Origin of the sequence: Pedobacter sp. 22226 (genome assembly GCF_052045455.1) — a bacterium.
GTDB lineage: Bacteria > Bacteroidota > Bacteroidia > Sphingobacteriales > Sphingobacteriaceae > Pedobacter > Pedobacter jeongneungensis.
Genome location: NZ_JBQEPB010000001.1, coordinates 764,229 through 777,957, shown reverse-complemented (window position 1 = coordinate 777,957; position 13,729 = coordinate 764,229). Strand labels below are relative to the sequence as shown.

Annotated in this window: 11 protein-coding genes; 6 read left to right on the top strand and 5 right to left on the bottom strand. The window is 40.0% G+C overall.

The annotated features are described in order from the left end of the window. Positions 1–13 precede the first annotated feature (13 nt). Positions 14–2,656 (top strand): outer membrane beta-barrel protein, encoded by a 2,643-nt coding sequence (locus ACTJKC_RS03255; RefSeq protein WP_440790239.1) that lies wholly within the window; start codon positions 14–16, stop codon positions 2,654–2,656. Positions 2,657–3,181: 525 nt separating this feature from the next. Here ACTJKC_RS03255 and ACTJKC_RS03250 read toward each other — a convergent pair. The 4 genes from ACTJKC_RS03250 to ACTJKC_RS03235 form a co-directional block, all read right to left on the bottom strand. Further along, the gene (locus tag ACTJKC_RS03250; protein ID WP_440790237.1) at positions 3,182–3,907 is read right to left on the bottom strand and encodes a hypothetical protein; all 726 of its coding nucleotides are present in this window, start codon (positions 3,905–3,907) and stop codon (positions 3,182–3,184) included. Between the two features lie 73 nt (positions 3,908–3,980). After that, complete coding sequence (locus ACTJKC_RS03245; protein WP_344851154.1) at positions 3,981–4,886, bottom strand: DUF4097 family beta strand repeat-containing protein; 906 nt, start codon at positions 4,884–4,886, stop codon at positions 3,981–3,983. A gap of 19 nt (positions 4,887–4,905) precedes the next feature. Beyond that, on the bottom strand, positions 4,906–5,682 hold the full coding sequence (locus ACTJKC_RS03240) for a HEAT repeat domain-containing protein (RefSeq protein WP_440790235.1): 777 nt from the start codon (positions 5,680–5,682) through the stop codon (positions 4,906–4,908). After that, positions 5,675–6,235 carry an RNA polymerase sigma factor gene (locus ACTJKC_RS03235; protein ID WP_440790233.1) on the bottom strand — a complete coding sequence of 187 codons (561 nt, stop codon included), beginning with the start codon at positions 6,233–6,235 and terminating at the stop codon, positions 5,675–5,677. The genes ACTJKC_RS03240 and ACTJKC_RS03235 overlap by 8 nt, the downstream gene beginning before the upstream one ends. Positions 6,236–6,561: 326 nt before the next feature. Here ACTJKC_RS03235 and ACTJKC_RS03230 point away from each other — a divergent pair, with 326 nt between their 5' ends. The 3 genes from ACTJKC_RS03230 (at position 6,562) to lpdA (ending at position 10,267) form a co-directional block, all read left to right on the top strand. Further along, positions 6,562–8,037, top strand: a complete 1,476-nt coding sequence (locus ACTJKC_RS03230; protein ID WP_440790231.1) for a PAS domain-containing sensor histidine kinase — start codon at positions 6,562–6,564, stop codon at positions 8,035–8,037. A 184-nt stretch (positions 8,038–8,221) separates the two neighbouring features. Then, positions 8,222–8,806: a TetR/AcrR family transcriptional regulator gene (locus ACTJKC_RS03225; RefSeq protein ID WP_440790229.1), complete on the top strand. Its 585-nt coding sequence runs from the start codon at positions 8,222–8,224 to the stop codon at positions 8,804–8,806. A gap of 54 nt (positions 8,807–8,860) precedes the next feature. Continuing rightward, positions 8,861–10,267 carry a dihydrolipoyl dehydrogenase gene (gene lpdA / locus ACTJKC_RS03220; protein ID WP_440790227.1) on the top strand — a complete coding sequence of 469 codons (1,407 nt, stop codon included), beginning with the start codon at positions 8,861–8,863 and terminating at the stop codon, positions 10,265–10,267. 112 nt (positions 10,268–10,379) lie between these two features. Here lpdA and ACTJKC_RS03215 read toward each other — a convergent pair whose 3' ends face one another. Continuing rightward, positions 10,380–11,015 (bottom strand): DUF5710 domain-containing protein, encoded by a 636-nt coding sequence (locus ACTJKC_RS03215; protein ID WP_440790225.1) that lies wholly within the window; start codon positions 11,013–11,015, stop codon positions 10,380–10,382. 236 nt (positions 11,016–11,251) lie between these two features. Here ACTJKC_RS03215 and ACTJKC_RS03210 point away from each other — a divergent pair, with 236 nt between their 5' ends. After that, positions 11,252–12,100, top strand: a complete 849-nt coding sequence (locus ACTJKC_RS03210; RefSeq protein WP_440790223.1) for a DUF6597 domain-containing transcriptional factor — start codon at positions 11,252–11,254, stop codon at positions 12,098–12,100. A gap of 26 nt (positions 12,101–12,126) precedes the next feature. Then, positions 12,127–13,326 (top strand): serine hydrolase domain-containing protein, encoded by a 1,200-nt coding sequence (locus tag ACTJKC_RS03205; protein WP_440790222.1) that lies wholly within the window; start codon positions 12,127–12,129, stop codon positions 13,324–13,326. Positions 13,327–13,729: the final 403 nt, after the last annotated feature.

Below are 13,729 nucleotides of genomic sequence, written 5' to 3'. Positions count from 1 at the left end.
ACACAAATAATTGATGAGGGTATTTACTAAAACGATTTGGTTACTCCTGCTCTTTGCGGGTATTTTTACAAACAGTTACGCACAGAATTATACCGTAAAAGGTATTGTTTTGGATACTGCAGGCTTGCCGCTACCTGGTGCCGTAGTACGGATTAAATCTGGAAACGATAGCGCAGGCACTTCAGCTAATCCCGATGGAACCTTCATTTTGAGCAAAATCAAATCTAAACAATTTACCCTTTCCGCAGCCTTTATCGGCTATGATACTTTTAGTAAACAATATCTGATCGATAAAGGTGCACTGCTGAACATTACCGATATTAAACTCAGGCCCTCTTCAAATACCCTTGAAGGTGTGGTGATCTCCGGCGTGCCGCCCGTAAAAGTAACCGAAGATACAGTGAGTTTTAGCGCCAGGGCTTTTCCGGTAAGGGATGGTGATGCAGTAGACGAAGTGCTGAAAAAACTGCCGGGAATAAAGGTAGATAAAGATGGCAATGTAACCAGTCAGGGCGCGCCTGTTACCAAAATTCGGGTTAACGGAAAGGATTTTTTTGGAACTGATGTAGCCACCGCTATCAAAAACTTACCTGCAGATATCATCAAGAACCTGCAATTTATCGACGATTATGGCGATCAGGCAAAACTGACCGGAATTAAAACGGGCGAGCCAGAAAAGATATTGAACTTAACCATCGAAGAAGATAAAAAGAAGGGATATTTTGCCCGTGCATCGGCCGGGGTTGGCAATTCTGACCGCTACAATACCAGCATCAGGGGAAACAGCATGAAAGGCGAACGGCAGATTTCTTTCGATGGAACATCGGCCAATGCCAATATGCGTGGCGGCGGAGGTGATGGAATCAATACCAGAAATGCCTTGGGTTTAAATTACAGAAATGAGTTCAGCACCAGGCTTTCTGCCGATGCATCATATAATTTTAACAACAACAAGAATAACACCATTAGCTCAACCTATACTCAAAGCGTTTTACAGGATGCCGGTCAGAATCCAATTAACAGGCTTGAAAATGCGGGTAATAATAGTCATAGCAACAATAACAACCATTCGTTTGGCGGCAACTTAGAGTATAAAATTGATACGATGAACTACCTTAAGATTTCGCCAAATTTCTCTTATAGCAACAGTAACGGCAACAGTACCGGAGGTTCCGATATCACTCAGGATACCCTCTCTACAAACAGGCAAAGTACAAACTTTAATACCTCTAAAAACCTCAATGCACGCACCAATTTCTTTTTTAACCATAAATTTGAGAAAAAGGGCCGTAATATTACTTCATGGGGAAACATTAATTATTCAGATGGAGAAAATTATAAAGATATGTATAACAATTACATCAATACGCACAACAAAGCGGCAGATACTGTTTTACAAAACCAGCTGAACAACCAGAATAGCCGTAATTTAGGATTAAATGCAGGTGTTTCGTACATGGAACCAATCTGGAAAAAGACCTTTCTGGAGGTAAATTATAACTGGAACCGTTCGTCTACAAATAATTCTCGTGATGCTTATGATGTGGTTGATGGTAATGAAGTATTTAATCCAAACCTCAGCAACATTTATGATTATCAGTTTATTACCAATAAAGTTGGACTAAACTACCGATATATAGGCGAGAAGTTAAACTATACAATTGGTGTAAATGCACAGCCGGCAATATTGCGCGGAGAGAACCTGAGCAACAACATTCAAACGGTTAACCGTTCGTTTAACTTCATCCCTTCAGGCCGTTTTTCTTATAAATTTTCGAACCAGGAATCTTTCGACATCAACTACTGGGGCCGGAATAATCAACCGGGCTTTTTACAGTTACAGCCTATTTCTGATAATTCGAACCTCCAGAATGTGGTTACCGGAAATCCAAACCTGAAACCCGAATTTATCCAAAGTGTTAATGCACATTATAAGCAGGCCGATTGGAATGCAGGGAAAATAATACAGGCAAACTTTAAATACGAACGCACAAACGACAGGATTGTAACCACCAAGCAACGTGTACCAGGAACGGTTAACCAGCTAACGAGCTACATCAATGCTGATGGTTATTATACCCTTCAGGGCGATTATAACATCAGTAAACCACTTTCTGCAGAGCGGAAATTTACCATTGGCTACTCGGGTTCCGGACAATTGAACAACAACATCACTTTTACAGATGATAGCCGGATTGAAGCGCAGAATTTATCCTGGCGCCAGGAACTCGAGTTTCGGGTAGATTTAAAGGATATTGTTAATTTCCAGTTAGAAACTTCTTATTCACAAAACCTTACCAATTACTCGAGCGATAGTTTTGCCGATCGTCAATCTAACCGTTTTGAATGCGGTATAGAGGGACGCAACTACTTTTTTAAAGACCTTACTGTAGGTTACGATTTTACTAAACAGATTAACTCCGGTTTCGATAACGGAGCGGTACGTAATCCAACATTGCTTCGCCTTTCAATGGAATATAAGTTTATGAAAAACGATATGGCCGCCATCCGTGTAGAAGGATTTGATCTTTTTGATCAGAATTCGGGTATCTCGAGGGATGTGTTCGACAACGTAATTGTGGACAGGCAGGTAAACCGTTTAGGCCGCTATTTTATGTTATCGCTGATTTATCGGGTACGCAAGTTTGGCGGATAAGCTAGCTGTTTTTTACCACAGAGCACATGGATAAAAATAATGGAGAAATCTTTAAGCTATTTAGCTCACAGATCTCTCCACTGCGGTCGAGATGATGCAACGAGGGGTTTTTACTTACCATTTCCACTTAATGACCTAAAGCTCTTAATAACCTAACTAACAATATATTAACTATAAATATCCTTATACTTGACTTAGTGTGGTCGTGATTGCAAGCAGGAACGACAAAGCAATCTTTCCGGCTAACGATTCTTGCCGGATAGATTGCTTCGTCGGCTGAAAAAGCCATCTCGCAATGACGAACCACTTAATGGCCTTAACTTCTTAATAATTTGACTAAAAAATATTAGCTGAATATTCGAAAACAATATTCTCCGTGTTTTCTGTGAATCCGTGGCTAAAAAAATAACGGAGAAATCTTTAAGCTTATTTAACTTGCAGATCTCTCCACTGCGGTCGAGATGACGCAACGAGGGGTTGTAGCCAACTCACCGCTTATCACCAAACGCTAACCGCTTCCCCTCCCTACTGGTTTCTCAGGTAAATATTCCCGTACGATGAGCTCAAATCATAACTCGGGCCAACACCTGGTGCTGCCGTTAAAGAAGTAAAGAAATTTTCTTCTTTCATTTCTGTCGGTTTAAGCGCCATATCGGTATATATTTTCCCATAACGGTTAGTGAGTTTTATTTTGCCAATTGCACTCTGGTTGATACTGGCATCAATGCCGCCATACCTTGCATCAACCTTTACAGGGCCCTTAAAATCTTTAATCTCTACAATACCATAAACAGAACTTATTTCAGTGTTTATATCTGCCGGAAGTTTGATGTTAATGGTGATTTCAATATCCTTGGTTTGATAGGTCGATATTTTTGCGCCACCTTTCTCCTTGATGTAGGCATCAAGATCGGCTTTTGAATTTAAGCGTGTTTTAATGCCATTTTCCTTTACATAATAAGCTTCCGGAATTTTATCCATATCGAGTTTATTTTGAATGGTAATGGTTCCGTCAGCACTGCTTTCCTGGAGGGTAAATGCCGAGTCGCTTTCACCGTTATTGATCTTTACCGTAGCTTCTATCGCAATTTCATTTTTATCCCAGCTGGAAACATGTACAACCTTTGGATAATCGAAGCGAAGTACTACCGCATCACCCTTTTTAACCGGATAAGATTTATTAATTTTGGTTTGCGAAAGGGCAATACCCGGCACCATGGCCATTAAAAGCCAAAATAATATTGTTTTCATAAAAGAATGCTTTGTTGCCTTTATTGCCAAGAACAGGCTTTCAGACAGATGAAAGGGGAAACCTGAGAGACCGTTATTTCTCTCTCAGATATACATTTTTGTAACGTGAATTTAAGATCAGATCAGCACCGCCGCCATTAATCTTGCCTCTGATGTTTTCAGAACTCCGGCCACTGCTACTGTATCCAAAAACAGATCCATCTCCATTTACAGTAGTTAAACCACTTATCGACTGACCTGTACGTACCGACGTTACCTGTCCGCCAACATTTTCGCTTCCACTTATAGAAGTAAAGCCATTGCGCTCTGCTCTCTCGGTTTTATCAATTGCTATTTTTAAGCCCTCTGCAGCGTAAAGTTTACCATAACCGGTACTTAATTCTACGTTCGCTTTTGTATTGGCAGGAAGCGATACATCTACATAACCATATACCGAAACAATAGATACAGGACCTTTAATGGCTTCAGTAAAAATGGCATCTACAGAACCATACAGTGTTTTAATATTCATAGGGCCACTGTTGTTTTCGAGCTTGATTTTGTTGTAGCTGGTAGAAACCTCTATTTCACTTTTAAGGTTTTTCAGAATAATCTCATTCTGGTACACATTGCTTTTGTTGGTAAAAACTATTTTAATGTTTTGAGGCACCTTAATCGTTAATATACCTTTAATATCCCTGTTTACTGCATTAACATTAATTTCTCCCCCTTTTTCAGTAACATCTAAACCTAAGCCGGTATTATCAGTAAAACCCGACCCACTGATGGCACGCAATCCCTTTGCACGTTCATCTACCTCTTCGGTTTCTCCTTTGGGTATAGAAAAAACAATTTCGTTTCCACTGTAACCTTCTACTATTGCGCCCGATATATTGAGGTTGAGCTGCCCTGAGTTTTTGTTTAATTTGTATTCTTTCTGTGCTGATGCCGATACTGCGATGGCCAGCAGAGAAAAAAGAACGATGAATCGCTTTTTCATAATTTTATTGTTGTTTGTTTTATAATTTATCCTGATTTAATAATATACTATAAGCTTCATCACGCACTGCAGCAAATGTTTCGGGGTTATTGGCCAGCGCATAAAGTTTGTCGCCTATTTCTGCATTCTTCATTTTTCCTAAAAAGCTTACCAGTCCAAGCTGTACCATCGGGTCGTCCTGCTTGCTTAACGAGCTTACCAGCAATTTAGACGCATATTTATCGGCACTGTATTTTTGCAATACATTGAGGGCAGCCAGGCGCACGTTGGTATTTCCATCATGGTTGAGCGTTTTCGATAACATATCCAGTGTTTTGTTATTGATTTTCTTGTTTTTTTCAATTTTTAATATCGCAAGCAACCTTACACTTGCCGAACTGCTATCTTTTAAAGCTGCATATTCTTCATTGCTGCCCATATATTGTGGTTTTTTCTTAACCGTTTCCGGCTCATTTACCTTAACCTTCGCGGTTTGAACAGGTGTGTTTTTTTTAGCCAAAACCTGATTTGCTTTTCCAACCGGCCTGCGCAGCAAAGTAGCCGTAGCATCTTTCGGAACTAAAAATGCTTCTTTTTGTGTCCACGGGTAAAAAAAAAGCCATGCAGTTGCTGCTACCAGCACTAATGATGCTGCAACCAGCCATTTGCTGTTGTTAAAAAACTTCAGCTTTTTAACCCTTGTTTGCTCTGGCTGAACCTGCATCCGCTTAAAGCGGTCCATATCAAAGGCCGGTGCTTCGAGATGATCGAATTCCTCCCGGTGCTGTTCCACAAAATCCTTTATCTGATCATTCATAATAACATTTGTCTTTTAGTGATAATAAAACACGTTTTTTTGCCCTGTGGTACTGCGTCCTCACGGTACTGGCCGAAAGTCCGAGCACTACTGCAATTTCTTCATGCGTCATCTTTTCAAATACATACAGGTTTAAAATTGTCTTGTAACCTGCTGACAGGTCTTCGATACTTTTTTTCACGTCTTCTACCCTGCAGTCGAAAATCTCCACATCATCATTGTCATTTCCTCCTTCGTCTTCAACATCCATATCGCCCAGGTCAGAGAAAGCTATTTTTCTTTTTCTTAAGTGAGAAATGGAACGGTTGATGGCCATCCGCCGTACCCATGCTTCGAAACTGAGTACCCCTTTTAACTTGCTCACATCACTAAACACTGTACAAAAAATATCCTGCAGAATATCTTCTGCCTCACCTGTATGGCTCACAATCCGGCTGATCGAATTATAGATCTTTCTGGCATAACGGTTGTAAAGTCCCGTGTAGCCCGCTTCCCTGCCCTCAAGGCAGAGTACAATTAATTCCTGATCGGTTATCTGTTCAGCAGTGCGCAATGTTGAGCTTTTAATTTATCTGTTATAATACGTTTCTATTCTCTAGTCGCAGCATGTACAATAGTGTTGCATCTTTTTTTCAAAAAAAACCAAAAAAATATAAATTAAGGTAAATCTAATCAAACAATCGGGCAAAATAAGCCTGTTTAAACCTGTTAAACAGCACATTATGAAATTATTTTATTTCTAATAGAATTTAGGTAAACATTCGTTTCAGGAGTACTCCTCTTTATCAACTGAAAATTTCTGTTATTCGCGATTGAGTTTTTTTGAAAACCAGCTTTTAAAACTAATTTAGTGTTACGATTAAATTTCCTGCTGATAATATGAACAGTGTAAATGACGATAAACATCCCAATAAAAAAGCCATTGCCGCAAACGAAGAGCGTTTTAGAGCCCTCGTAAATGCTACTTCTGATATTGTGTATATTATGAGTGCCGATTGGCGGGAAATGAAACAACTGGAGGGAAGGAACTTTTTAGCTGACACAAACGAACCCCTTACAGACTGGATATCTAAATACATCCATCCGCTTGATCAGGATCAGGTGAGAACGGCCATTGATGATGCGAAAAGAGAAAATAAGATTTTTCAGCTGGAGCACCGTGTACTCAGGGCGGATGGAAGCATTGGATGGATCTTATCGCGCGCTGTGCCCATTTTTGATGATAATGGAAATGTACGTGAATGGTTTGGTGCAGCGAGCGACATTACTGAAACCAAACGTGCTGAAGAAGCACTTAAACTGGCGAAAGAAATTACAGAGCAGCAAAAACGGGTGTATGAAACCATTGCTAACAGTACGCCCGACCTGATGTACGTTTTTGATCTTCAGTACAATTTTATTTATGCCAACGAAGCCCTCCTTACGATGTGGGGTAAAAGCTGGGATAATGCCATTGGGAAAGGCCTGCTCGAAAACGGATACGAACCCTGGCATGCTGAAATGCACCAACGGGAAATAGACCATGTGCGTACCACTAAAACCGCTATCCGTGGCGAAGTTTCTTTCCCGCATGCCCTACTTGGAAAACGTGTTTACGATTATATTTTTACACCTGTGCTTAACGATGCAGGCGAAGTTGAAGCGGTAGCCGGTACCACCCGCGATATTACCGATATTAAACAAAACGAGCAGCGTAAAAATGATTTTATCGGCATGGTAAGTCATGAACTTAAAACACCGCTTACCTCATTAACCGCCTATCTCCAGTTGATGGAAAAGAGTGAACCGGCAAAGCACGATCCAATGACTAAAAGGATATTGGAGCAATCGATTAAACAGAGCCGACGGATGACGAACATGATTAATGGTTTTTTAAACCTTGCCCGTTTGGAATCAGGAAAAATGTTTATCGAAAAAGGACCTTTTGATTTTGCCACATTTTTACAGGAAATTGCAGAAGAAACCCGGATGCTATACACGCAGCACCGCTTTATATTTTCCGATATAGCACCTGTAATTATTAATGGCGATATGGGCAAACTGACACAGGTAATTAATAACCTGCTTGGTAATGCCGTAAAGTATTCGAACATTGGCAGCCAGATTACCACTTCAGCAACAATTGAAGGCGACCAGCTAAAAATAAGTGTCAGCGATGAGGGAACGGGCATTCCACAGGAAGAAATTTCAAAACTTTTCGACCGTTTTTACCGCGGGCAAAACAATAACCTCATAGCAGGCTTTGGTATAGGACTTTATGTATGCCGTGAAATTATTGAGGGGCACGGTGGAAAAATCTGGGTGGAGCAGAGCACAGACCAGGGAAGTACGTTTTGTTTTACACTGCCGGTTTAGTCTGGAGTTTTGAGTCCAGAGTCCAGAGTCCTTAGTCTTAAGTCCCTAGTCTTAAGTAAATTATTAATTTAACTGCAGGAATAAAATAAATTAAACCTGATCCTGTTGCTGGCTTAAGCCTACGAATGAACTAAAATAATCAACTTGATTTGCATATTTGGACAGTCGTCTATAACTTTGTAGCATGGATCAAAAAGAAAGAATTCTGGCAGCCGGCATCGACCTGTTTTCTACCCGCTCGTATCATCAAACCGGAATCAGGGAGATTACAAAACAGGTAGAAATGCCCACAGGATCCTTTCATTACTATTTTAAGAATAAAGAAGATTTTTCTGCAGAAGTATTAAATCATTTTTTTAAAACAGAAATCCTCCCCTCCTTTTCCGAGATCACCCGCAATCCGGTGCTCAATCCGAAGCAAAAGATTATGGCTTACTTTTCTTCACGGATTAACAGGTACACGAAATCCAGTACCGATAGTGACACCATGTGGAGCTGTATAATGGGCAATTTAGGTCAGGATGTTGCTGCCCAAAGCGAAATCATTGCTGCACAACTGCAAAAACTCACCTCCGATCACCTTGTACCGGGTTTACAAAAATTAATTGAACAAGGTCAGAAAGAAGCCAGCATAAAATGTACTATTGATGCAAAAGTGCTTGCTTCAATGATTTTCAACACATACGAAGGCAGTATGATCCAGCGTAAAATAGAACGCAACGATCAACCGCTCCGGCAATTTTTAAATTTTATTGAAAATTTACTTTAAAAAAATTTCACCTGATATAGACAGTCGTCCAAATAAAATTTTAACATTAAAAATATGGATCATCAATATGATATTATCGTAATCGGCTCCGGACCAGGGGGCTATGTATCTGCTATCCGTGCCGCTCAATTGGGTAAAAAAGTTGCGCTTGTAGAAAAATATGCCGGACTTGGCGGTACCTGCACCAACGTTGGCTGTATCCCGGCGAAAGCACTACTGGATAGCTCTGAACATTTTCACCAGGCAAAAACAGAGTTTACAGTCCATGGGATAGAAACCGGCGATCTGAAACTTAATTTTAACCAGTTTATTGCACGCAAAAAAGAAGTAATTGCACAAAATAATGCGGGATTAAACTTCCTGATGCGAAAAAACAAAATTACTTTGTATCAGGGCCATGGAAGTTTTGAAGATTCAAATACATTAAATGTTGGCACAGAAAAAGGCGATCAACTGACACTTAAAGCCACCGATTTTATTATTGCTACCGGTTCTAAACCTGCAAGCTTAGCCGGGATAGCTATTGATAAAAAGCGCATCATTACCTCTACCGAAGCCATGGATTTACCTGCGCTACCAAAATCAATGATTATTATCGGTGGTGGAGTTATCGGGATCGAACTCGCATCGATGTTTGCGAGGCTTGGCACACAGATTACCATCATTGAATATGCCGATTCCATCCTGCCAACCATGGACAGAGAACTGGGAAAAACGCTTCAAAAGAGTTTAAGCAAGCTGAACATTGTTTTCAAACTTAACCACCGGGTGCAACAGGTTGTAAATCAAGGCGATTCGGTTTCTGTTTCTTTCCTTGATGAAAAGCAGCAGCTTCAAACTGAAACAGCAGCTTATTGCCTGATGGCTGTTGGTCGCAAGCCCTATACTGCAGGATTAAACCTCGAAAAGGCTGGCATTAATACTGATCAGGCCGGAAGGATTATTGTAAATGATCAACTTCAAACTAACCAGCCAAACATTTATGCGGTTGGTGATGTGATTGCAGGCCCAATGTTAGCACATAAAGCAGAAGAAGATGGAAAATATGTTGCCGAACGCATTTGCGGTGAAGCCGGCCACCTGGATTATAGTTTGATTCCCGGCGTGGTATATACCTGGCCTGAAGTAGCTTCGGTAGGTAAAACGGAAGAACAGCTTAAAAGCGAAGGAAAGCAATACAATGTTGGAAAGTTTCCTTTTCTTGCCAGCGGAAGGGCGAGGGCTTCAAGAGATCTGGATGGTTTTGCAAAAGTTCTGGTTGATCCTACTTACGGCGAAATATTGGGTGTACATATAATTGGTGCGCGTGCTGCCGACCTGATTGCCCATGCCACACTCGGTATAAGACATGAAATTACCGCCGCAGCCATGAATGAAATGGTGTATCCTCACCCAACATTTTCGGAAGTATTGAAAGAGGCTTATCTTTTAGCTACCGGACAGCCATCTATTAATTATTAGGAATAAAAAGCTGTCTCAAATTTTATTGGTTAATAGTGTTATCCTCTTCAACTAATTGAGGATAAATAAACGAATTAAATTTTATGTACAACACAATATTTTGAGACAGCTTTTATTTATAAAACTCCGGGAAATTCATTTCTTCAAACTGCTGGCCGCCATATTCACCTTCGATGGCGTAATCATATTCGAGTTCAAACGAAACAATCTGGATGTCGTCAGGATCGTAAATGATTGGGAAAAACGGTCCGCCAGGTTCATCGTGCAATTCAAAATCGCCCTGTAATATCCCGCAATGTTTACAGGTATTTGCCCAGTAGGAAAACTGAATGGCTTTTGAAAAACTATATTTAAACTGGGGATGGACTTTTTTTAAATATTCCATGGCAGGAAGATCTGCACTCTGGAGATAACTGAACAATGTTGGGTTTTCGCCTTTAACCCAGGTAACTTCACCACCATCGGGATCATCCTCATCAACCTGTTCTAAATGATAATAATTTACGGCAGCCGGAGCCATTACAGGTGTTTTTTGTCCGCATTTCCAGCAGATTCTCTTGGCTTTAGCCAATAAATAAGGTTTCCTTACTATGCAATCTAAACGGCTTGCCGGAATCCACTTTGCAAAACGGTTAATATCTTCAATGTGATCAGGAATAACCCACTTCTTGATATCAATGAGCCAATAAGCCCCGAGTGCTTTGGCCTCGTCTTTATCGGCAAAAGGAACGTTTAAGATATAAGGCATTGTTAGATTAAGCTTGCAGGACGAAAATAATTAAAATCTGTTAAAAGCAGAATTTTAACCGCAAAGATGAATACGCAGAGCATATTGTGTTAGGTGCTTAACGTTTCCATCTTACATCATCCATCTTACATTTTGCCATCTTCCATCTGCTATTTATAGCTGATCAGATTTGATATCATTTATTTAATTAAGATATTAGTGCACATAACTGCAAGCTTACCGATCAGCAATAAACAATGAGCACCTATTACAGTGAGCTTTCCGTTCCGAAACGTTATTATGGGTATATCCAAAAATTCTGGACACTCAACAATATGCAGCATCCGTTTTACACATCGGTTAAATATGCCCTTCCGAATGGTTACTGCACAATTGTTTTTATTGACGGAAAGGGAATTTCTTTAAACATCGGAGATCAATTGACTGAACTTCCAGCGGGTATTTATCTTGCAGGGCAGATGACCAGGCGCATCGGCATTACGCTATCACCATATACCAGGGCTGTTATGGCGCAGGTAAAACCATGGCTACCTGCACTCATTACCAATTTTCCGATGAACGAGCTCGTTAATAATGTACTCAGTCTGGAACACCTCAATAAAAAACTCTATAGCAGGTTGCTAAATGTAAATGAGTGCACGCAGGAAGTTGTGGCTGCAGAGCTCTGTAAAAACCTGGAAATTTATTTACAAGAAAACGCAAACACTTCGCTTATTCAATGGGCTTTTAACCGGCTCGAAAACTCACCTGCTCAAAAGCACCGCGTTGCCAACCTGGCATTGCCATCAGGATACACGCAACGACGCATCGAACAGAAATTTAAAGAACTTGTTGGCCCTACCGCAAAAGAGATTCAGCAGATTTTGCAGTTCAGGAAACTTATTGGTGAACTAGATCCATCTCAATCACGCGGTTACTTAAGTGCACTGGCCCATCGCCATGGTTATTACGACCAATCTCACTTCATCAGGTCTTACCAGCGTATTATGAACGAAGTGCCATCTCTTTTCGACCATAGCGGTTATATTTTACCTATATCCGGGCATTTCGGTTTTATACAATCTTCTCAGCTGGCCGATCTGTAAATTTGCAGCAGTTAAAATATGATCACATGAAAGAATGGAAGTTTATATGGGTGGTTTTACTTGTATTAGCCTGTAATAATACTGCCTGGAGCCAAAGCAAGGTACAATTACTAACTACCTCCCTGCAGAATTTTTATGAGAAAGACAGCTTACCCGGCATGTCGGTGGTATTGGTTGATGCCCATAAAATCATCTATCAGCAGCATTTTGGTTATGCTAATATGGAGAACAATACAAAATACAGTGCCCATAGCATTCAGAATATTGGCTCGGTAAGCAAAACTTTTATTGCAGTGGCCCTGATGAAAGCGATAGAACTGGGTTACTTTAATCTTGACACCGATATCAATACCATACTTCCATTTAAACTCAGCAATCCGAATGCACCGAATGGCATAATCACCATCCGTCATCTTAGTAACCACTCTTCCGGCATTATTGATAATCCTGAAATTTTTCCGAATGTATATCATTTTGATACCGTTTTAGCGCCTTATGATACTGCTGCTTATCATGTATTACAAAATCTGGGTTACAAACAACAAATTAAGGATAGTGCGCTAGGTTCATTTATGTATAACTATTTATCCCCTAATGGAAAATATTATCATCCGGAAAATTATGGAAAGGATGCCCCAGGCCTTTCATCCAGTTACAGCAATATTGCTTCGGCATTGGCGGCTTATTTAATCGAAATCAAATCAGGCATGCCTTATTCAGATTTTGTTACCAAATACATTTTAAAGCCTATTGGCATGAACCGTTCTGCCTGGAAGCTGAATAAAGCAGATTTAAAAAATTACGCAAGGCCGTATTATAAGCGCAATGCGCCATTTCCCTATTACCATTTCATCACTTATCCTGAAGGTGGCTTACGGACAAATACTTTCGAACTTGGTAAATATGTGATGGCCATAATTAGGGGTTATAACGGAGATGAATCTCTTTTGAAACGTGCCTCTTATGCGGCCATGTTTATGCCACAGTTTTCTGCACAGGCACCTCCAAAAGGAATCAGTTTAGTGAAACGCAACAAAGGTATTTTCTGGAACCTGTACACCAATGGCACTATTGGGCATGACGGCGACGATCCCGGGGTGAGTTCTTTCTTGTTTTTTAACCCGAAAACTGGTCTTGGCGGGATTTTCTTATGCAATAAATACCTGGAAGATAAAACAGCTATTATTAATTTACTGGTTGAATATACCAATAAGACACTTAAATAATGTGGTTTACAACATATTTTTCACCATGTAAGACATATGAGAAAATATAAGCCATAGCGCTTTAAAAAAGATGAGTTTATACCTTTATAGGAAACCATTAAGATTCCCGCCTGCGCAGGAATGATGACCTTGTTATAAATTATATAAATCTTTATCCTTTATAAGGTAAAGTATTGGTTATTAGTTATATTATGGTTTACAACATATTTTCACCATGTAAGACATATGAGAAAATATAAGCCATAGTGCTTAAGAAAGATAAGTATAAATTACTTCTTCATAGGGAAAGTATAAAAATCTTCTTCACTATAGTTGAAATGACGATTTATCTTTGCTTCATTAACATAAATACTGTTTCGGCATGGCAGATTTCGTAAACAGGTATTAAACAACTTCACAAAAA

What these genes read in the sequence shown, in the direction of transcription:
- ACTJKC_RS03230 (WP_440790231.1), top strand. Translation starts at nt 6,562, where the DNA reads ATGAACAGTGTAAATGACGATAAACATCCCAATAAAAAAGCCATTGCC.
- ACTJKC_RS03250 (WP_440790237.1), bottom strand. Translation starts at nt 3,907, where the DNA reads ATGAAAACAATATTATTTTGGCTTTTAATGGCCATGGTGCCGGGTATT.
- ACTJKC_RS03225 (WP_440790229.1), top strand. Translation starts at nt 8,222, where the DNA reads ATGGATCAAAAAGAAAGAATTCTGGCAGCCGGCATCGACCTGTTTTCT.
- lpdA (WP_440790227.1), top strand. Translation starts at nt 8,861, where the DNA reads ATGGATCATCAATATGATATTATCGTAATCGGCTCCGGACCAGGGGGC.
- ACTJKC_RS03215 (WP_440790225.1), bottom strand. Translation starts at nt 11,015, where the DNA reads ATGCCTTATATCTTAAACGTTCCTTTTGCCGATAAAGACGAGGCCAAA.
- ACTJKC_RS03210 (WP_440790223.1), top strand. Translation starts at nt 11,252, where the DNA reads ATGAGCACCTATTACAGTGAGCTTTCCGTTCCGAAACGTTATTATGGG.
- ACTJKC_RS03240 (WP_440790235.1), bottom strand. Translation starts at nt 5,682, where the DNA reads ATGAATGATCAGATAAAGGATTTTGTGGAACAGCACCGGGAGGAATTC.
- ACTJKC_RS03245 (WP_344851154.1), bottom strand. Translation starts at nt 4,886, where the DNA reads ATGAAAAAGCGATTCATCGTTCTTTTTTCTCTGCTGGCCATCGCAGTA.
- ACTJKC_RS03255 (WP_440790239.1), top strand. Translation starts at nt 14, where the DNA reads ATGAGGGTATTTACTAAAACGATTTGGTTACTCCTGCTCTTTGCGGGT.
- ACTJKC_RS03205 (WP_440790222.1), top strand. Translation starts at nt 12,127, where the DNA reads ATGAAAGAATGGAAGTTTATATGGGTGGTTTTACTTGTATTAGCCTGT.